At 48.0% G+C, this 17,706-nt stretch carries 17 protein-coding genes, 2 tRNA genes and 1 pseudogene; 7 read left to right on the plus strand and 13 right to left on the minus strand.

Annotated elements, in window-relative coordinates; translation table 11 throughout:
* Positions 1-12 precede the first annotated feature (12 nt).
* From G3M70_10490 to G3M70_10505, 4 genes and pseudogenes are all read right to left on the minus strand, one after another.
* Positions 13-1,026, minus strand: a complete 1,014-nt coding sequence (locus G3M70_10490) for a molybdopterin-dependent oxidoreductase (protein ID QPJ62275.1) — start codon at positions 1,024-1,026, stop codon at positions 13-15.
* 19 nt (positions 1,027-1,045) lie between these two features.
* Entirely contained in the window at positions 1,046-2,026 is a 981-nt protein-coding gene (locus G3M70_10495; GenBank protein QPJ62276.1) for a methyltransferase domain-containing protein, read from the minus strand.
* Positions 2,027-2,161: 135 nt separating this feature from the next.
* Positions 2,162-2,305 (minus strand): annotated as a pseudogene (locus G3M70_10500) (zf-HC2 domain-containing protein).
* 44 nt (positions 2,306-2,349) lie between these two features.
* Positions 2,350-2,919 (minus strand): sigma-70 family RNA polymerase sigma factor, encoded by a 570-nt coding sequence (locus G3M70_10505; GenBank protein ID QPJ62277.1) that lies wholly within the window; start codon positions 2,917-2,919, stop codon positions 2,350-2,352.
* A gap of 43 nt (positions 2,920-2,962) precedes the next feature.
* Here G3M70_10505 and G3M70_10510 point away from each other — a divergent pair, with 43 nt between their 5' ends.
* Entirely contained in the window at positions 2,963-3,307 is a 345-nt protein-coding gene (locus tag G3M70_10510) for a winged helix-turn-helix transcriptional regulator (GenBank protein ID QPJ62278.1), read from the plus strand.
* 85 nt (positions 3,308-3,392) lie between these two features.
* Here the strand turns inward: G3M70_10510 and miaA are convergent, their stop codons facing one another.
* Complete coding sequence (miaA, locus tag G3M70_10515; protein ID QPJ62279.1) at positions 3,393-6,560, minus strand: tRNA (adenosine(37)-N6)-dimethylallyltransferase MiaA; 3,168 nt, start codon at positions 6,558-6,560, stop codon at positions 3,393-3,395.
* The gene (locus G3M70_10520) at positions 6,511-7,239 is read right to left on the minus strand and encodes a methyltransferase (protein ID QPJ62280.1); all 729 of its coding nucleotides are present in this window, start codon (positions 7,237-7,239) and stop codon (positions 6,511-6,513) included. The genes miaA and G3M70_10520 overlap by 50 nt, the downstream gene beginning before the upstream one ends.
* A 206-nt stretch (positions 7,240-7,445) precedes the next feature.
* Here G3M70_10520 and G3M70_10525 point away from each other — a divergent pair, with 206 nt between their 5' ends.
* Positions 7,446-7,718 carry a hypothetical protein gene (locus tag G3M70_10525; protein QPJ62281.1) on the plus strand — a complete coding sequence of 91 codons (273 nt, stop codon included), beginning with the start codon at positions 7,446-7,448 and terminating at the stop codon, positions 7,716-7,718.
* Between the two features lie 31 nt (positions 7,719-7,749).
* Here the strand turns inward: G3M70_10525 and G3M70_10530 are convergent, their stop codons facing one another.
* The 6 genes from G3M70_10530 to G3M70_10555 form a co-directional block, all read right to left on the minus strand.
* Positions 7,750-8,721, minus strand: coding sequence for a hypothetical protein (locus tag G3M70_10530; protein ID QPJ62282.1), 972 nt, complete (start codon positions 8,719-8,721; stop codon positions 7,750-7,752).
* The gene (locus G3M70_10535; GenBank protein ID QPJ62283.1) at positions 8,721-9,692 is read right to left on the minus strand and encodes a succinylglutamate desuccinylase; all 972 of its coding nucleotides are present in this window, start codon (positions 9,690-9,692) and stop codon (positions 8,721-8,723) included. Before G3M70_10535 ends, G3M70_10530 begins: the two co-directional genes overlap by 1 nt.
* Positions 9,689-11,170 carry a nitrogen regulation protein NR(I) gene (glnG, locus tag G3M70_10540; protein QPJ62284.1) on the minus strand — a complete coding sequence of 494 codons (1,482 nt, stop codon included), beginning with the start codon at positions 11,168-11,170 and terminating at the stop codon, positions 9,689-9,691. The genes G3M70_10535 and glnG overlap by 4 nt, the downstream gene beginning before the upstream one ends.
* 5 nt (positions 11,171-11,175) lie before the next feature.
* Positions 11,176-12,261 carry a PAS domain-containing protein gene (locus G3M70_10545; protein QPJ62285.1) on the minus strand — a complete coding sequence of 362 codons (1,086 nt, stop codon included), beginning with the start codon at positions 12,259-12,261 and terminating at the stop codon, positions 11,176-11,178.
* A 19-nt stretch (positions 12,262-12,280) separates the two neighbouring features.
* Positions 12,281-12,682, minus strand: a complete 402-nt coding sequence (locus G3M70_10550) for a zinc ribbon domain-containing protein (protein QPJ62286.1) — start codon at positions 12,680-12,682, stop codon at positions 12,281-12,283.
* Positions 12,683-12,915: 233 nt separating this feature from the next.
* Entirely contained in the window at positions 12,916-13,833 is a 918-nt protein-coding gene (locus tag G3M70_10555; GenBank protein ID QPJ62287.1) for a branched-chain amino acid transaminase, read from the minus strand.
* 928 nt (positions 13,834-14,761) lie between these two features.
* Between G3M70_10555 and G3M70_10560 the strand changes: the two genes are divergently transcribed.
* The 4 genes from G3M70_10560 to G3M70_10575 all read left to right on the plus strand — a co-directional run bounded on the left by G3M70_10560 (position 14,762) and on the right by G3M70_10575 (position 15,549).
* A tRNA-Lys gene (locus G3M70_10560) sits at positions 14,762-14,834 on the plus strand.
* A gap of 178 nt (positions 14,835-15,012) precedes the next feature.
* A tRNA-Glu gene (locus G3M70_10565) sits at positions 15,013-15,090 on the plus strand.
* Positions 15,091-15,120: 30 nt separating this feature from the next.
* Positions 15,121-15,366, plus strand: coding sequence for a type II toxin-antitoxin system HicB family antitoxin (locus tag G3M70_10570; protein ID QPJ62288.1), 246 nt, complete (start codon positions 15,121-15,123; stop codon positions 15,364-15,366).
* 9 nt (positions 15,367-15,375) lie between these two features.
* The gene (locus G3M70_10575) at positions 15,376-15,549 is read left to right on the plus strand and encodes an addiction module toxin, HicA family (protein ID QPJ62289.1); all 174 of its coding nucleotides are present in this window, start codon (positions 15,376-15,378) and stop codon (positions 15,547-15,549) included.
* Between the two features lie 177 nt (positions 15,550-15,726).
* Here the strand turns inward: G3M70_10575 and G3M70_10580 are convergent, their stop codons facing one another.
* Positions 15,727-16,254: an N-acetyltransferase gene (locus G3M70_10580; GenBank protein ID QPJ62290.1), complete on the minus strand. Its 528-nt coding sequence runs from the start codon at positions 16,252-16,254 to the stop codon at positions 15,727-15,729.
* Between the two features lie 234 nt (positions 16,255-16,488).
* Between G3M70_10580 and G3M70_10585 the strand changes: the two genes are divergently transcribed.
* Entirely contained in the window at positions 16,489-17,217 is a 729-nt protein-coding gene (locus G3M70_10585; protein ID QPJ62291.1) for an SDR family oxidoreductase, read from the plus strand.
* Positions 17,218-17,706 lie beyond the last annotated feature (489 nt).

Raw genomic sequence — 17,706 nt, forward strand, 5'->3', positions numbered from 1 at the left:
GTTGTAAAGGTTTTAGAAAACCTTGAATTCAATCCGGTGGAAACCGTTTACGCCTGCAGGGAAGGGGTCACGTTTGTACCCGCTCTGGATTCCACTGTAAAGATCGGCAGCACGAACCATCACGGAATAATGTCCGGGACCCAGCGGGACCGACGCATTCCAGAATACCCAGGAATAGTTTGAAAGGGGTTTCCCCAGGGTTGCAAGTTGCCAGGTTTTGCCTTCATCAAACGAAATTTCGACCCGGATGATTCCACGATCTCCAGCAAAAGCAACACCACGAATGTTATGGTTACCCCGTAACAGATTCTCGCCCTGGTGCGGCCAATCGATACGGGAAAAAATCTGGACACGGGCATCGCGCGTCCACCCCTTTTTATTCCAGTATCCAGGTTGTCTTCCTGCTGAGAATTCCAGTTCCTGTATCCACTTGACCTGTTTGATTCCGTAAAGTCCAGGAATGAGTAGCCGCAACGGATAACCGTGGTCCTTCGTCAGCCTCTCGCCATTCATATGCGTGGCCAGCAAAGCAGCCGGGTGGCGTGCTTTCTTTATTGGAATTGATTCATGGTAACCATCGGCCCCTCTCACAATCATCCAGTCAGCATCACTACTTGGACTAACTTCTTCCAGCAGTTTGCGTAACGAGATACCCTGCCATTTGGCGTTGCCTATTGCGTGGCCCCCTACCGGGTTACCAATACAGGAGAGCGTGATGATTTTTTGAACCTGTGGTTTAGCAGCGATCGCTTTCAGATTCAGAGAAAGAGGCCGTTCGACTTCACCATGGATCTGGAGCATCCAATCTGGAGCTCCTGCTTTTACATAGTCGGGAACACCGGAGATGTCTTCAACATAAAAACGTGAGGTGGGAGTTATTGGCGAAGTATCGCCTGTTGGAACGGTGAATCGCGGGGCCATGTTGGCCACCGGTTTTAATTTTAAAGCAGCCAGAGCACGGAAGGGCAGGGCAGCAAATAAAAACGCCCATCCCGCAATAATCTGCAGGAACCGGGCGCGAGTCATATTTTAAAGGGGGGTTGTGTCAGCCGCAGCAGGAGTCGCCAGCTTCCGGCTCAAAATTTTCGTTGTCCGGGTCGATGATGCTGAAATGGTCCCGGTAGGGAGGTTGACTCAAAAGGTGTCCTGTTGAGTCGTCGACTTCAGTGGGAACACCTACCTGGTATTCCTGTCCGGCGACTTCTATCTTGTTGAATGGGCCACCGTAAACCGCGAAAAATTCTTTGCAGCATGAAGGGTCGGCGAGTGGATCTGGTTTGAAGCCTTCCAGAATATAGGAGTAAAACTTGATGCCTTCGACCTCTTTCCAGAGATAGTCCTTCACCACGCGGAATCCGTGGAATTCTGCCTTGCGTGCATAGTCCAGAAATTCTTCTAGTGTCAGTGCTCCCGAGATACATTCGCCCCAGAGTTCCTTATTGGTGCGCATGGTTTCTGGCACAGGTTGGTCGGAAATGATGTCTGAAATGACGAAACGACCGCCGGGTTTGAGAATCCTCTTGATTTCGCGAAAGACCTCTTGTTTTTCAGTCGACAGGTTGACCACGCAGTTGGAGGTCACGACATTGGCAGTGGTATCATCTACAGGGATGGCTTCCAGAAACCCTTGATGAAATTCAACGTTTGAATACCCCAGGTTGGAAGCGACCTCTTTTGAATGGTGACGCGCTTTGTCCAGCATTTCATCGGTCATATCAATACCGATCACGCGGCCCTCTGCACCCACAACTTTTGCTGCGATGAAACAGTCGATGCCTCCACCGGAACCAAGGTCGACCAGTGTTTCCCCGGATGTAATGGACGCACGGCTGACCGGGCTGCCACAGCCATAGGAAATAGACAAAACCTCTTCCGGAATATGGGATAAATCGCCCGTGTCATATTTGACCGGACAGCACAGGCTTTCCTGGCTGGCGACAGCCGCTTTTGCATAAAAATCCCGAACTTCATTGCGAGAAACACCTTGTTGGGTTGCGGCCTGGTTTGCAGATGACCGGTCGTTCATGCTGATATCCTTTCGTTAATTGGGAGCCTGTCAGGGGTTAAGAGATTTTTTCAGTCGCTCTTTAAACTCCGGACTGAGCTGTTCATTCTTTAGCACTGGAGAATCTTCCTGTCCCAGGCATTGGGCAAGACCTCCAAGAGTCTGGAGTTGTTGCAGATAACATTTACAAACCCCGCACAGGACCAAGTGCATTCTAAGTCTCATTTTCTGGCAGAAAGTGAGAGGATGATCCAGGCTTTCCGAAATGAGAGGAGAAGTCTGTTCGCAGGATAGTCTCATCCATTTAACCACGCGAGTATTCAGTTTTTCAACCAGGGAGCCACTCATTTCTGATCCAGATTGTGGTGATTCTCAAGACATTTCTTTAGTTGGTTTCTTGCACGATGCAGTATTACCCATAAATTTGTCGGTTGTATATCAAATTCCTTACAAATTTCAGCAGAATCCAACCCTTCGACCTCTTTCATAACAAAAATAGCCCTAAATTTCTCATTCAATCTATTCATACATTTGGCCAACGCTTGCGCCAATTCCGTGTTCTCTGCTGCTTTTTCAGGTTCGAGTGCCCATTTCCGTGGAGGGTGAATCCAGTGTCCGGTTTCATCATAGGCATCTTCGTATGGGTCCGAATCGTCGTCGGATGTTAATTCAAAAGTCCTTTGTTTTTTGACGTGCCGGAAATGGTCCAGGATTTTATGTTTCAGGATGCCAAAGAGCCAGCTTTTCTCGGTCGATCGGCCCTGAAAGGATTTGCTTGATTGAAGCGCTGCCATCAGGGCTGTCTGGACCAGTTCTTCAGCGACATCCTGATCTTTGACCCGGACCAGTGCGAACCGGTACAACATGTCGCCGTAGCGATCAACCCATTCCTCACTGTTCAGGGATTCGCTCATTAATTGTTCCGATATCCTGTTGTCCCTTGTTGACGGGTCCCGGTTGAGTTCCTATACTGCACTCATGACCAAACAACCTGACACAGGTGAATGCGCCCGTATTTTGAAAGCACTTGGCGACGAATCCCGACTCCACATAGTTCGTCACTTGTTGCAGGGTGAAAAAAATGTTTCCGAGTTGGTTGATCTCCTGGCCATGCCTCAACCTCAAGTGTCCCACCACTTGTCTATTTTAAGGGCCAGCGGTCTCACAGGGTCTCGCCGCGAAGGCACCAGAATCATTAATTTCATTGAACCCGAAGTACGATCCCTCCTTACAAAAGAATCCCTCGGTCTTGATTTTGGCTGCTGTTCGATTCAGTTCGATGAACGCGGACCCGCTTCCTAGCGATTGTTCACAAACATAAAATCCGTTGCCTATTCTAACCTTGAATCGGAACTATCTGATTCATTTTTTTAAGATGCGTTTGAGGTTAGAAAACCCTGTTGTTTTCCTGACGGGATGCGGCATCTGAATATAAACGTCTATAAATTCCGTAGTTGCGCATGACCCGTTTGACATAACCTCGAGTCTCAGGGTAGGGAATAGATTCTATAAAAACATCTTCGTCCCGGATGTGAGCAAATCGCTTGAGCCATTTTTCCAAAACATGCGGTCCGGCATTATATGAAATGAGAAGGTACATACCCTTATTTCCAAACCGTTCTGTGAGCTGCCCGAGAAACTTGATACCCAGACTCACATTGACCCGTGCGTCAAACAGGGTTTCCGGGTCGTAAGAAGTATCGCCCTTTCCTGCAGAATACAGGCGCCTACCGGTTTCAGGCATGATCTGCATCAACCCGCGTGCTCCGGCAGGCGAGACAATGTCGTCGTCAAAAAGGCTTTCCTGCCGGATAAGCCCATCGACAAAAAACGGATCAACCGAGTAGGCGGCTGCAGGTTTTTTGATCAGATCGAAATAGGCCAGGGGGAAAAAGTTTTTCCAAAATGCGACGGGTAAATCTTTTTCCCCAGCCGGTTGTTTGTAATCGCGGTACATATAAAGAACCCGCATGGCTTCCGGGTAGGCCCGGCTTTTAATATACAAGTCGGAGGCCCACAAAACCCCGGACAGGTTTTTACGCAGGGTGGAAACAGCTTTCCGCGCTTCCAGTCGGGCTTCATCGTAGAGACCCATTTCCGATAAGGTAATGGCCCGAGTGTAATGGAAATTTTCCTGTTCGGTCAAGGAACGGTTTAGTCCTTTGGGGCTTTCCCCTGGAGAGGTGAACCCGGTTTTGATCATGCGAGGCACAGTATTTGCCGGTAGTTCCTGTTTGAGCAATATCACCTTCTCCTCAGCGCGTACCCCATAATAAGTATATGGAAATTGTTCAAGCAGGGTGGCAAAAGTCTTTAGAGCTTCGAGTTTTTTTCCGGATAACTCGTTGAGTTTTGCAAGCCAGAAAAGATTTTTTGCAGTCCAGATAGTGCCCGGCCAGCGTTCGATGTTTTTCTGAAACTGTTTGATTCCTTCACCAAAATTTTTTGTCCTGAAAGCGATCCACCCGAGCCGCCATGCGGCTTTTTCAAGGTATGAACTGCTTCCACCCATGGCCAACAGTTCACTGTAGTATTTTTTTGCGGGATCATATTGTTTGCTGTTTTCGTGCAATCGACCTAGATAAAAACGCGACGTGGCTTTCCAGGAATTTTTTGAAGTAGTCTCGAGGACTTTTCTGAAATACTTTTTTGCTTCCCCGTCGTGTCCCAGGTTCCATAGCGTACGACCAATTTTGAATCTGGCCTGCTGGAGTTTTCCATGGTTGGGGTAGATTTTGATAAATTCTTTTAAGATAGAAACTACCAACTGGCGCTTTCGGACTCCGTTATAGGCTTTCGCCATATTGAAGTACCATTCAACGGGAAGTTTCCTGTTGCCCATTTCATTTTTGTAGGCATTCAGTTCACGCAAAGCCTCTTTGTATCGTGCGGACTTGAAAAGGCGTGAGACCCTTTTGTTTAGCTCTCGCTCTGTAAGGGAGGGTGGCTTGAGAGCCTGGCTCCTGACAATCCTCTTGAGAGCTTTCTCTGCAACTTTTGCTGATTCGTGATTGGGGTGTTCCACAAAAATTTTGCGATAGTTGAGATAGGCACGACTGGGTAGTTTTTCTGTTTCCTGGAGTCTGCCCGCCTGCAGGATGAGCTCTGGAATAAACTGGGCAAAATCTGACTCTGCCTTTTTGCCAGTCAAACGGGCTATGGCCTCTTCCAGAAAAAATATAGCCTGCTCAGTCTGGCCAAGTCCATGCAGGGCACGGGCACGCAATTGTTCGGCTTGAGGGATGATCCGCGACTGTGGAAAATTTTGTAACAGATAAGAGGTTTCTTCAAAGGCGCTTTTCGCGGAACCCAAAGCAAGGTTGATCTTTGCCAGCTCAAGCCGTGTGTAATCCTCCAGTTCTGGCAAAGCAGTTAGTGATTTTTGAAAATAGGTCGTGGCTTCTTTGTATTTTTTTTGTTTGGAAAGGCAGCGCCCCATTAAAAATCCAGCGCGGATACCCTGAGGGGTGTTTGCTTCATTAGAAACCAGGGGCTTCAAAGCTTCGCAAGCAGCTTTGGGTTTTTTGTACTTAAGATAACGGGCCGCGTCCTGCATTTGCCCTGCCCAGGATTTCGCAACTGGAAATACCAGAAAAAGGGCAAGGACTGACAGTGCAGCCACTGCACTGATGGTCCCTGACAGTTTTGCAAGGATCTGGGTTTTTAAGGTTCGGGGAGTTTCTTTTGGGCCGACTTCAATCGTTTGTGCTCCCGGGCTTTTTTTAAACCAGGTGATTTGTCGTTTTGCGTAGCGTCGGGTTTCACGTTTTATATCTTCTACTGCATCCTCAAGGTCCATTTGATGCTTGATGACCTTGTTCAATTGGGCATAACCGATTCCCTGAAACGGTTTGCATGTTTCGGGGATTCCCTGATCCTGCAAATCGCGCACTTCGCCTAACCACCCCTTTTTGATCATCTGGTCCACGCGTTTGTTGACTGCTTCATAAAGTCGGGTGCGGTCCATGGTCAGGACAAAGAGATGGACATCGTAGTTTCTGAAGGTGTGGGAGTCTTTCTCATGATATTGAGACAATGGGTTCCCGGTTTGATAAAAAACGGTCAACGCTCGTTCGATTCGAGAAGGGTCGGTGGGTTTAATTCTTTCAGCGCCGACGGGATCTACCTTCACCAACTCGGCGTGCATCGCCTCCGGACCTTTCAATTTAATTTCTTTTCGAATCCGGTTCCGGAGTTCCGGGTCAGCCGCTTCACCACACTCAAAATTCTCCATGAGTACCTTTAAGTAAAGGCCGGTTCCTCCGGCGAGAACAGGAATACGGCTCTTTTGATGCAGGCCATGAATTATGGTTTCTGCACGTTGTTTAAAATCGTGGGCTGTGAACTCCTCGTGGGGTTCCAGGCTGTCGATCAGGTGGTGTTTCACACGTGCGCGCAGTTCGGCTGATGGTTTGGCGGTGCCAATATCAAAATGCTTGTAGACCTGCATCGAATCCGCGCTGATGATTTCCGTATTCAGAGTTTCTGCCAGTTCAACGGCAGTTTCACTCTTCCCGGTAGCGGTGGGACCGGCCAGGATAATTAAAGGATTCATAGATTGATTTCATTGCTGAGGTGTAAGAACCGTTTTTCTCATAGATAAAAAACCGGTCTTCCTCGCAGTTTGCCTCCTCAAGGTTCCGTTCAGCTAGTATCAGAAAAAACCGTGCGGGCAAAGATTCGTTGCCAAAAACTTTCCTTACCTTAACGGGTTGGAGTCCATTCGAAACCAGTACCTGTTTGACTTCTTCCAGCCGTTCAGTGGGATACGCCAGACACAGTTTTCCGCCAGGGTTTAAGTGTTTCTCTGCGCGGGAGACTAGAGACTCAAGAGTCAGGGTAATTTCATGTCGTGCCAGTGCTTTTTCCCGATCCGGGTTGATACGTCCGCTGTTAAGTTTTCGATAGGGTGGATTACTGATAACCCAATCAAAGGTTTCATTTAAATGTGCCAGGGACCATTCCAGGAAATCTGCGTGCACCAGTTGGACGCGGTCCAGTGCATTGTTGTCTGCTAAATTGGATTGCGCTTTTTGGATCAGGGATTCCTGGATTTCAATAGCACGGAACAAAAGTTTCGGCTGCCGGGTGAGCAGTAATAACGGAATAATGGAACAGCCCGTCCCCACTTCAAGGCACCGGCTGCCAGCTTCCGGTCTGACAAAGTCTGCCAGAAGAAAAGGCTCCATTGAAAACCGATAGCCTGTCCCATTTTGATCGAGAACCAAACTCACGGAAGCTCCTGAAAAACGATAACCCATTAATAATATGGGTCATCGGCCTCTTAAGCGCACAGTCTAGCCCAAACATGCCCTGTGCACAAGGTTTGACGGGGGAGAGGGGTTGTGAAAGTAATTGATTTTAAAGAAGGTTTGTCCTTATAATCGTACAGCCGTAACGATTTTGGTTCTCTTTAGGACTGATCAGATGGGGGAGCGATATGGATTTTATCAAGAATTTGATGAACGAGGGGCAAATGATGGGTGTTGGATTTTTCCTCCTCGGAGTATTTTTATTGAACTGGTGTGCCAAAATGGAGCGGCGTGACTACCAGATTTTACGTGACCCCAAACTCAAATGGGAGATGATCGACAAAGATAAAAAACGCACCCGTGACCTGAAGAGACAATCGATGCGCGGCACAATTATGACACTTACAGGGCTGGGCTGCGCGATATATGGAGCGGTCACTTTCTTTATGAATGTAGAGTGAAAGCTGGGGAAAAATAGAAAACGCAGTCCACCTATCCCAGGAATCTGGACCAGCGTGAATATTTTTTAGTAAGAAGCCGGATCACTGGCTCGCCGGAACACACTAAAGGGTGATGACGGCAAGCGAAGACAAGACCTTTTTCTGGTGCCTTTATTTCTTCCAGGACTTTTCCATCATACAATCCTTGAATCTCACCCAGTTTTTGACCTGCTTCAACGGTTATCTTTGTTCCAACTTCGCTGATAAAAAAGCCTGCGCGTTCACAGGTTATTTCCCTCTCCCCATTGGCTGCATAGAGGCTGGTATCTTGTTTCGCTTCTTTCATTTCAGGGTGCGTTAGTAATCCGGTGGCAAGAAGATAATTCAACATCCCCTTGAATAACTTTTCTCCACTATTTCTGTCCATAACAGAGGCCTCACCTGTTCCGATGGCCAGGGCTTTTAAATGGCAGTCCTGCCATTGTTTGAGGACCTGCAAATTTTCCAGAGGGTTTTTTTCTTCCAGCAAAGCCACTTCGAGCCCTAAGGAGCCGGCAAGTTTTTTCATTTTGCCATCTGCTTTTAACAGATTGACGTGAGGCATTTCCTGCCACCATCTTTTTGGTCCTTTCAGTACGATTGCGAAGTCGGAGCGGACGGTATGTTGCAGAAGAATATTGCACAGTTTTTCCGTGAGTTCCCCTTCAATGGTTCCGGGGAATGCGACGTTTGTATCCAGGTGGTCAAAGTTCCAGACAGAGGCACCGGCTTCCATGGCTCTTAAATGAACCACAGGAAACAGTTGAATGTTTCCTGTGATCTGGTAACCATTTCCCAATCCATCCGAAATCTGATCGAGAAAAGCAGCGAGACGCATGACACTGTAAAGTCCGGTAAGACTATGACCGTGCAGGCCCGTCACAATTGAAACGGTCTCGGGAATCTCTTCTTTTCCAAACCAGGACCGTTTGTACAGGGTGACGGGTTCTCCTAATGGTGATGTGGTTTCGTAAAGGATTTCCATCACGGTGGAGGCTCCTTTTCCAGTGCGACCCGCGCCAAAAGTGACCCGGCATATGTGATGGGATGTTCCCGAAGAGTGAACAGCAATCCGGATGCCGGGGCTTTTATTTCTTCCAGCACTTTTCCCCGGACCGGATCCAGGATGTTTCCAATGTGCTGGCCTTCTCCAACAAATTCGCCCAAATGGCAATCCGAAACAAACAGCCCTGGTTTTTCAGCACTGACCGATATCACCTGATTGGCCCTGATCGGCAAAGGGTTTTTCATTCGTCCTGCCACCGAGACTGATTGATCCAGAATACCGGTTTCTTTCATAAGGTGAACAATCCCAGCAAATACCTGGTCGCCATACTCGGGTGTGATGCGGTGGCAGATTCCGGCTTCGATGACAAGGGTGCGGACTTTGGATTTGTTCAGGTTGTAGCCTAGAGTCGCCGCGAACAGGTCTGCCATGGGATGGGACCATACCAGATCTGTATTGGTGAGCATGGCAAGCGGTAACAGCGAGGAAGACCACTCATCAATCATACGGACTTGTGGTAATTCCTGGAGGTGCAGGTTGCTGGCATGAAAATCCACCGCAATATCGGCATGGGTTTTGATATCTTCAATCAGTTTTGATGAAAATTGCGCCGTGAGCTCTTTTGGTTTGGGAAGACCCATGGTCCGGTTCATGTCAGTGCCGTGACCAGGCCACAACCGTGAAGCGTGATTAAGCGCCGGAGGATTGACCGCGGGATATACGTGTACCTCACCCAAAAGTGATGACGGGTTATTCGTTTCTATTTGTTCAAGAAAATTGAGAAGCCGGTGTCCGACGTACAAGCCTTCGAGTTCGTCCCCATGCAGGCCCGTGATAAAGGCCAGGCGAGGAGTGTTGACTTGTTTTTTCTCGGGCAGGAAGGATTGGCGGAGGAGTTCCACCCGGGTTAAAAACGGGGTTTCAAATGAAGCGATGACCTCGGTTTTCATTTGATCCCGTCTTCGGGGGTTCCTTCCTTTTGGTTGAGATGGCGACCTTTTTTAGGCTCGATATTCAGCGCATCAATTTTTCTCTTCAACGTGTTGCGATTGATCCCAAGAGCCTTGGCCGTGGCGACCTGGTTTCCATTGAGTCTGCGCAACAGGTGTTCAAACAGGTTTTTCTCAAGTGCGTCCACCAGCTTGTCATACAGGTTCCCGTGGTCACTTTCTGCATGGCTTTGCAGAAAGCCCCGAACCAACGGATCAAGGTGTTGTTCCCAGAATTCATTGACCGCAGATTTTCCGATGACACCTTCTTGCAGTCCGGGTGGAAGGTGTTCGGGAAGGATGGCACCACCTGAGGCCAGTACCGCACCGCGCTTGATTACGTTTTCCAGTTCTCTAATATTGCCCGGCCACTGATAGTTTTTAAAAAGACGATCCACCTCCGGCGAAAGAAAAACCGATTCGTGCGCGAGTTCCTCTGAAATCCTGCGTAAGAAAAAATTCGCAAGATGCGGGACATCTTCCAGCCGTTCGCGTAATGGTGGCAGTGGAATCTGTATTACATTGAGGCGGTGAAACAGGTCTTCACGAAACAATTTCTGTTTCATCAACTCATGCAGGTTTTGGTTGGTCGCCGCAATAATGCGGACATCAACTTTGACAGGCTCCCGACCGCCGACTCTATAAAACTCGTTGTTCTGCAATACACGCAGAATTTTTGCCTGTAGTGAAATTTCCATGTCACCAATTTCATCGAGGAACAAGGTGCCTCGGTTGGCGAGTTCGAATTTACCCTTTTTAGATTCGACGGCCCCGGTGAAGGCCCCTTTCTCGTGGCCGAACAATTCGGATTCCAAAAGTTCTCGGGCGATGGCGGCACAGTTGATGGCGATGAATTTTTCTTCCACCCGGTGCGAATAATAGTGCAGCGCTCTCGCCACCATTTCTTTCCCGGTGCCGCTTTCACCTGTGATCAGAACGGCGAGATCGGTGACGGATGCTTTTCCGATTGTTTTGAAAATATCCTGCATGTGCTTGCTGCGCCCAATGATGGCATCGACAGAAAAAGCTTCTTCAGGGGGAGTTGGTTCTTTTTCAGGAGGTTTGATATTACTGGTTTCCACCACACGGTCGACAAGGTCGTAGATGTCTTCGAGGTCAAAGGGTTTACTCACGTAATCAAAGGCTCCCTGCCGCATGGCCTCAATCGTGTTATTCATCGTGTCCTGTGCGGTCATCACCACAACGGGCGGGGAGGGCTTGCGGGATTTTATTGCTGTTAGCAAATCCAGTCCGCTCATGCCTTCCATGAAAATGTCGGTGAAGATGAGGAGGTAGTCGTTGCGCTGGATTTTATCTAATGCCTGCTGGGCAGACTCTGCGGTGTGCACGGTGATGTTTCTTTTTTCGAGGGCCTTTTTGAAAACCCAGAGGATACTCTCTTCGTCATCGACCACAAGGATTTTATTGGAAACCGTCATAGGTGTTAGACCTGTTGAATGGGGAGAAAGACTTGAACCTGCGTGCCCTCGCCCTTACTGGAGATGACCTTGATATTTCCGTGGTGATTTTCCACTATCTTCAAGGAAATGGGGAGTCCCAGCCCGCTGCCTTTTGATTTTGTAGTTTGAAATGGCACAAACAAGGTCTTGAGATGTTCCTCTGGAATGCCAACTCCATCATCGGCAATTTCGACGACAATATCCTGGTGCGGGCTGGGATTATTTTTGGTTTTTACGGTGTAATCCGAGCGGAACCGGGTAGTCAGTTTTATTTTCCCTCCATCTTGAAGGGCCTCGCGAGCGTTGCGGATTAAATTAAGGAACACCTGTTTTAACTGATCTTCATCACCTGGAATCTGCGGCAGACTGGGATCATAACACTGGATGAACTCGATTTTGTTTTTGGCCTGGTCTTTTTCCAATATCAATATTTCTTCCAGGATACGATGGATGTTGATTGGCTCAAGGTTTGGAGGATTCCGTTCGGCAAGACTCAGCATGCGACTCATCATCCGGTTGATACGATCCACTTCCTTGATGACAATGTCCAGGTATTCCTTGTGCTCTTCATCCTCCAATCTGGATTTCAGTAATTGCGCCGAGCCACTGATGGCGACCAGTGGATTTTTTATTTCGTGCGCCATGCCCAGAGAAAGAACTCCCATGCGCGAAATCTGGTCGATCTGTCGTGAAGTTTCTTCCAGTTCCTGGACCAGACTACGATCACGGATGTGCAGGACTGCCCACTGAATGCCCTGTTCTCCAGGAAGGTACGGTGCGATGGTCAGGCTTGCGGGAAAGGGGACGTGCTCGTTTTTTCTGCGACCAAAACATTCGATATCGCGGAAGGAGGTTCCATCCTGGCAGGTCTCCTTAATCTTCATTTCTATTTCGGGATGATTGGGGAAAAATTCGGTGATCGATTTACCACAAAAGGCATCCTGAGACTGGCGAAACATTTCCTCGGTGGCAAAATTTCCCTGCTTGATTATGCCTTCAGGAGAAACCAGCAGAATAGAATCTATCAGAGAAGCCAGAATGTTCGGGGCAAACGTGGAGTTCCCTGTCATGACAGTCTGGCTTGAAGGGTCAAGCTTTGGTCGCTTTCTTTTTCTTTTTGCTCCGGGTGGAGTACGGATTTTTTTCTTTAGGCTTCTTAATCGGTTCGGTCAACGCTTTGGGCGGGGGAGCCGATTCATCCGTTGGTCCTCCATCGCCTTTTACACCATGGCTGCAAGTGGAGCCACAGGTGTGGCCTGCACCCGGGTTGGCGTCTTTGGCTTCATTGTCTATTCCCTGTCTGCGGGATTCCGATGGGTAATCAGTCGCATACCAGCCGCTGCCTTTCAGAATAAAGCCAGCTGCGGATACCATGCGCTTGGGCTTGCTGCGGCATCCGTCTATAATGCAGGTCTTGGGGTCGGGACCACTGATCGAGACCATTAACTCGAACTGGTGCCCCTTTCCACATTCGTATTCATAAATCGGCATTGAAACTTTCCTCCATATTTTTTAGAACCCCGGGGGGTGGCTGACGTCAGATTTTTCCAATGGGACAGGGTAAATTTGGATTTGCCCTGTCTCTCAATAATACCTAAAAACTGACGTGGCAAGGCCTTGAATCATTTTTTGCCATGGCCACTTGCCCGATCAGGATCATTCAAGATTATATCCTAAAAACCCAATGTCTGCTGAAAAATTAGGCAGAAATGGAGATGGCGGACTTATAAAGGGGTCAGCCAATCCGGATAGAGATCAATTTTCCCGCGCAGGATATCGAAAAAGGTCTTCTGGATACGGTCAGTGATCTCCCCTTTGTGACCCGACCCGATTACTCGTGAGTCGACCTCGCGAACGGGGGTGATTTCCGCAGCGGTACCGGTCAGAAAAATTTCCTCTGCTGTGTATAACTCATCCCGTGTCATTTGGCGCTCGACTAACGGGATATCGAGGTGTCCACAGATTTTGATGACGGCATCGCGCGTGATGCCATCCAGACAACCGCTGGCCAGCGGTGGTGTCTGTAGTGTTCCATTTTTCCACAGGAATAAGTTTTCGCCGGAACCTTCTGAGACAAAACCGTTGGGATCGAGCAGGATCGCTTCGTCATAACCATCGCGGACCGCTTCCATTTTGGCCAGGATGGAATTGATATAGTAACCGCAGGCCTTCGCTTTCGTCATGGTGGCGTTGATGTGATGCCGGGTGTATGAAGACAGGCGGACGTTGATGCCCTTGTTGAGCGCTTCGTCGCCAAGATAGGTGCCCCAGGGCCATGCGGCGATGGCAACGCGCACGTCGACCCCGGCAGGATTCAACCCCATCTTGTTATCGCCCAGGAAAATGATCGGGCGGATGTAGCATTCTTCCAGTTTGTTGACTTTTACCGTTTCAACGATGGCGTTGAAAATTGTTTCATTGCTGAAAGGAACGTCCATACCCAGGATGCGGGCCGAGCCGAACAGACGGTCGACGTGTTCCTGGAGACGGAAGATAGCAGAGGTTTTATCGCTTTTCTGGTAACAGCGGATGCCTTCGAAGACTCCGTAACCATAATGCAATGTGTGGGTGAGGACATGGACATTGGCCTCGTGCCATGGGACGAGCTTGCCGTCCATCCAGATTTGTTCAGATTTTTCCATACCGCTTGGCATCCTGCTTGAAGTTAATTTTGGGTGTTTGGGGTCCGCATGTGCTTTGATTTTCTACCAACGCCAAAGGGAAATACCCGGTGTTTAGTAGATCCTCCTCGATCACTCTTTAGCCTGTAAAGAGGAAGCGTCAGGATATCATAAACGTTGGGGCTCCAAATACCGGGGGGCGTTCTGTTACCGTTTGCCACTATTCGGGTTGCGCCGGATTTTGATCATTGTAGAGAGGGCATCGGGGGAAAATCAAGTTAAATGAGTAGATTTTCGAAAAAGTGGGGGAAGGGGGCGGAAGGGCAAGCAGTGCGGGTGGATTCGGGTGGAGAGCATCGCAAAACCCTGTAAATCAGGAAGGGGTTTCTTCCAGGTGATTTCCAGGCAGAAAACAGATTCCTCCCCCTTCACCGATGAAACCTTTGCATAACTCCAAGATCAAAAACAAAGGCGAGATTCTTCGTCACCCTTCGGGTTCCTCAAAATGACATTCCCTTGATTTTATTTGTCACACTGCGCCTGGAGCTTGTCCTGGGCTGGTCGAAGGGAGGTGGGGCTTCCTTGCTTGCCCCCTAAAAAATACAGTTACGCAAAACTCTCATCACCTGTTGTTTTATCAATAAGTAATCAGAATCAGTTGTAAATTTCCCTCCCCTTGCGAGGGAAGGATGCGGGAGGGGTCATGGAATCAACCTTCCCCATACCCCCTCCTTTTTAATTCAAAATCGCGAATAGCGCTTCTTGAACAAGGGAATCTGGAATTTTGTTTTAGTTTCGCAAATCTATCATTACCGGAGGGGGGGAAGGCGAAGCCATGGGGTTTTGGGGCAGGGTCGGGACCCCTATATATGGCTGATTTGGTGGGGACCCCCATAAAATAAATTGACATGCTACAATGGGTTTGATATTCAGTACGTTCGGTATTTGCGGGCCGCTAGCTCAGTTGGTAGAGCAACGCCCTTTTAAGGCGTGGGTCGAAGGTTCGAGCCCTTCGCGGCTCACTACTCGCAAGAGAGTTACGGGTCAAGCCGGAACGAGGCTTGTCCCGTTTTTTCCGGTTTTAATCGCAGAGGAAATGGAGTACCGTTTTCTTCTGTGAGCAGAAAAGGTGACCAGCAAGAGAGTCCGGCTCCCCGCCGGATTTTTCATGCGAGTTTTGTCATCAAAAAGTTACAGGGCGTCCCCATCGTCTAGCCAGGCCCAGGACACCGGCCTTTCACGCCGGCGACGCGGGTTCGAATCCCGCTGGGGACGCCAGTTTATTCTCTCTTTTTGGGGAGAAAAGGTATGAAGAAAGACCACAGGCTGTTTTCAAAAAATATTTCCCCTGAAGAATTAAATGTGATTGTTGAGATTGATGACGAAGGATTTTATGTCGCTTCGGTAGTAGAACTTCCAGGGTGCCATACTCTAGCCAAGTCTTTCGAAGGATTGATGAACAGGCTAAAAGAAGCTGTAAGTCTTTATATAGATGTTGAAGGCCCTCCAGAGATGCCATCCCGTTTTGTTGGGGCATTTCGAATTCCAATTTAGTAATAAAACATGCCTCCCCTTCCCAGGATAACGGGCAGGAAACTGCTCAATTGTCTACAGAAATTTGGCTTCAAAATTATTCGTAGTAAGGGGAGTCATTTTTTTATGAAATATGATGATGGGCGAAGAAGACGGAAAAAAATAGACGTTACCGTGACGAGGGATGCCGCTTCAGGTAATTAACCGAAAACCATAAAGGGAAAGAGGCAAGTCTTTTCCTGACTACAACTGGAAGGCTTGAAAATTTTCCCTTCCTTTACCTCACTGAGGCCGGGCAGGTGTCGGGTGGGTTAGTAGAAAAAATATCAAGGTGAAATAAAAAGCTGTAGTTCGAATACTGGTGTTACCTGAACTGGCGGGTCAGGATGTCCACAGCTCAATTTGACGCCAGGGTTCTGGTACCAACAATTTTCCTTCATAATTTGGTTCTGAATTGCACAGGCGGATGGACTGCCAGGCGCCATGCCAATCAGTTGGTAATGGATAAGGTGTTTTGACTTTGTCCTCTGCTTTAAATCCAAAGTGACAATAATAAGCCGGGTCACCAAGAACAAATACAGAACCGGTTTTACAATTTTCCAGATGTTTTAAACCCCTGTGAACCAGCGCACTTCCAACTCCCTGCCTATGCAAAGCAGGTGTTACTGCAAGCGGACCTAATAGCGCCACCTTATTTTTGCTTCCTTCAATGTGGCAAAAAGTAAAACAAATATGTCCTGCGATTTCCTTTTCATTTTTTCCAACGAGTGATTTCACTCCTGGCCCAAAACCCTGGAGTGTTCTCACAAGCGGTAATAAGTCCTCGTCAGGGAAGGCGTCTTTATATAGTTGTTCAATCCCGGAAAGGTCACTGGGGCGGCTTTGGCGAATTTCCAGTTTGCTTGTCATTTTATTATTATAGTCATGATTTATGTTTATGGATGATACAAGTCTGCACTCTAAGCCTCTCTTTTGATAATTTTCATTTACTTATTGTAAATCGCTCAACGCTTGATTAAGAGCAGGGTTCCAGAGATTCGAAAATATCATTATTAGTTGATCCCATCGGTATTTGGTCATACCCTTATGAGCTTATAAATTATTCATTAAATTAGCTCGTTATCAAGTGCAGGTAAGTGAAACATGACGACTTTGGTTGTAGGAGCCAGCGGGGCAACTGGACGTTTGCTCCTGAATCATTTATTGGACCGTGGGCAACAGGTGCGAATCATTGTCCGATCCACTGATAGCCTGTCCGATGTAGTCGCCAACCACAATAATTTAACTGTCATCCAGGCAAATGTCGTGGACCTGAGTGATGCGGAGCTTGCCCAACATGTTAGGGGATGTAACGCATTGGCATCTTGTCTTGGGCATAATCTGAGTTTTAAGGGGATTTTCGGTCCGCCGCGCAGGCTTGTATCGGATGCTACTCGGCGACTCTGCAATGCCTTAAAGGCAAACAATCCAGAAAGACCCGTCAAGTTTGTGCTCATGAACACGGCTGGAAATAGTAACCGGGACCTTAAGGAAAAGGTTTCTTTCAGGAATAAATGTGTCGTTGGTCTCCTTCGCCTCATGTTGCCACCTCACGTGGATAACGAAAAAGCTGCAGATTACCTGCGCACCCAGATCGGCCAGAATGATGGACTCATTGAATGGGTGGTGGTGCGTCCTGACAGTTTGCTCGATGAAGATGAAGTAAGTGAATTTACAGTCCATCCCTCGCCGACTCGATGTGCAATTTTCAATGCTGGAACAACCAGCCGAATAAATGTGAGTTACTTCATGGCGGATTTGATTTGCAACGAGGACACGTGGCACAAGTGGAAAGGCAGAATGCCAGTGGTCTACAATAAGGAAGAGGGGTAGCGATCTGGGAAAACAGGTTCGAACCTGGTGCCATTGCGTGAAGTCAAATAAACGCGGATTCAAATAATAAGTCCAATTCCACTCATAAAAGAGGCACGAATCGATTGTTAAACATTTGGTTGGGTGTCAGATACTGACAGGTTTTCCTGGGGCGATTATTCAGGTTGTCGACAAACTTTTTTAAAGCCAGCTATTTCGAGAACGCCATAAAAACCTAAACCTTTAATAATCGGCTTAAAGTTTGATGGACTGTGGGGTTCCAGAGGTTCGAAAAATTTCGTTTCGAATGCCAAGGTAGAAGCATTGCTCGGATTAATTTATCGGCTAGCTATGGACATATGATAAAGCTTATAGTTTAAAAGCAGATGTTCAAATCTATGGGAAGATCATCTAAACCCAACCCAAAGCGGACATTCATCTAATGAGCATGTTTAGGTTAAGGTGAAAGTAGTCAACTTTAGAAATCTTAAAAGAGAAAAACCTGACCCC

The sequence above is a fragment of the Candidatus Nitronauta litoralis genome (genome assembly GCA_015698285.1).
Lineage (GTDB): Bacteria > Nitrospinota > Nitrospinia > Nitrospinales > Nitrospinaceae > Nitronauta > Nitronauta litoralis.

Excerpts from the sequence above, each read along its gene's own strand:
- G3M70_10490 (QPJ62275.1), bottom strand. The coding sequence starts at position 1,026 with ATGACTCGCGCCCGGTTCCTGCAGATTATTGCGGGATGGGCGTTTTTA.
- G3M70_10495 (QPJ62276.1), bottom strand. The coding sequence starts at position 2,026 with ATGAACGACCGGTCATCTGCAAACCAGGCCGCAACCCAACAAGGTGTT.
- G3M70_10505 (QPJ62277.1), bottom strand. The coding sequence starts at position 2,919 with ATGAGCGAATCCCTGAACAGTGAGGAATGGGTTGATCGCTACGGCGAC.
- miaA (QPJ62279.1), bottom strand. The coding sequence starts at position 6,560 with ATGAATCCTTTAATTATCCTGGCCGGTCCCACCGCTACCGGGAAGAGT.
- G3M70_10525 (QPJ62281.1), top strand. The coding sequence starts at position 7,446 with ATGGATTTTATCAAGAATTTGATGAACGAGGGGCAAATGATGGGTGTT.
- G3M70_10530 (QPJ62282.1), bottom strand. The coding sequence starts at position 8,721 with ATGGAAATCCTTTACGAAACCACATCACCATTAGGAGAACCCGTCACC.
- G3M70_10535 (QPJ62283.1), bottom strand. The coding sequence starts at position 9,692 with ATGAAAACCGAGGTCATCGCTTCATTTGAAACCCCGTTTTTAACCCGG.
- glnG (QPJ62284.1), bottom strand. The coding sequence starts at position 11,170 with ATGACGGTTTCCAATAAAATCCTTGTGGTCGATGACGAAGAGAGTATC.
- G3M70_10545 (QPJ62285.1), bottom strand. The coding sequence starts at position 12,261 with ATGACAGGGAACTCCACGTTTGCCCCGAACATTCTGGCTTCTCTGATA.
- G3M70_10550 (QPJ62286.1), bottom strand. The coding sequence starts at position 12,682 with ATGCCGATTTATGAATACGAATGTGGAAAGGGGCACCAGTTCGAGTTA.
- G3M70_10555 (QPJ62287.1), bottom strand. The coding sequence starts at position 13,833 with ATGGAAAAATCTGAACAAATCTGGATGGACGGCAAGCTCGTCCCATGG.
- G3M70_10570 (QPJ62288.1), top strand. The coding sequence starts at position 15,121 with ATGAAGAAAGACCACAGGCTGTTTTCAAAAAATATTTCCCCTGAAGAA.
- G3M70_10575 (QPJ62289.1), top strand. The coding sequence starts at position 15,376 with ATGCCTCCCCTTCCCAGGATAACGGGCAGGAAACTGCTCAATTGTCTA.
- G3M70_10580 (QPJ62290.1), bottom strand. The coding sequence starts at position 16,254 with ATGACAAGCAAACTGGAAATTCGCCAAAGCCGCCCCAGTGACCTTTCC.
- G3M70_10585 (QPJ62291.1), top strand. The coding sequence starts at position 16,489 with ATGACGACTTTGGTTGTAGGAGCCAGCGGGGCAACTGGACGTTTGCTC.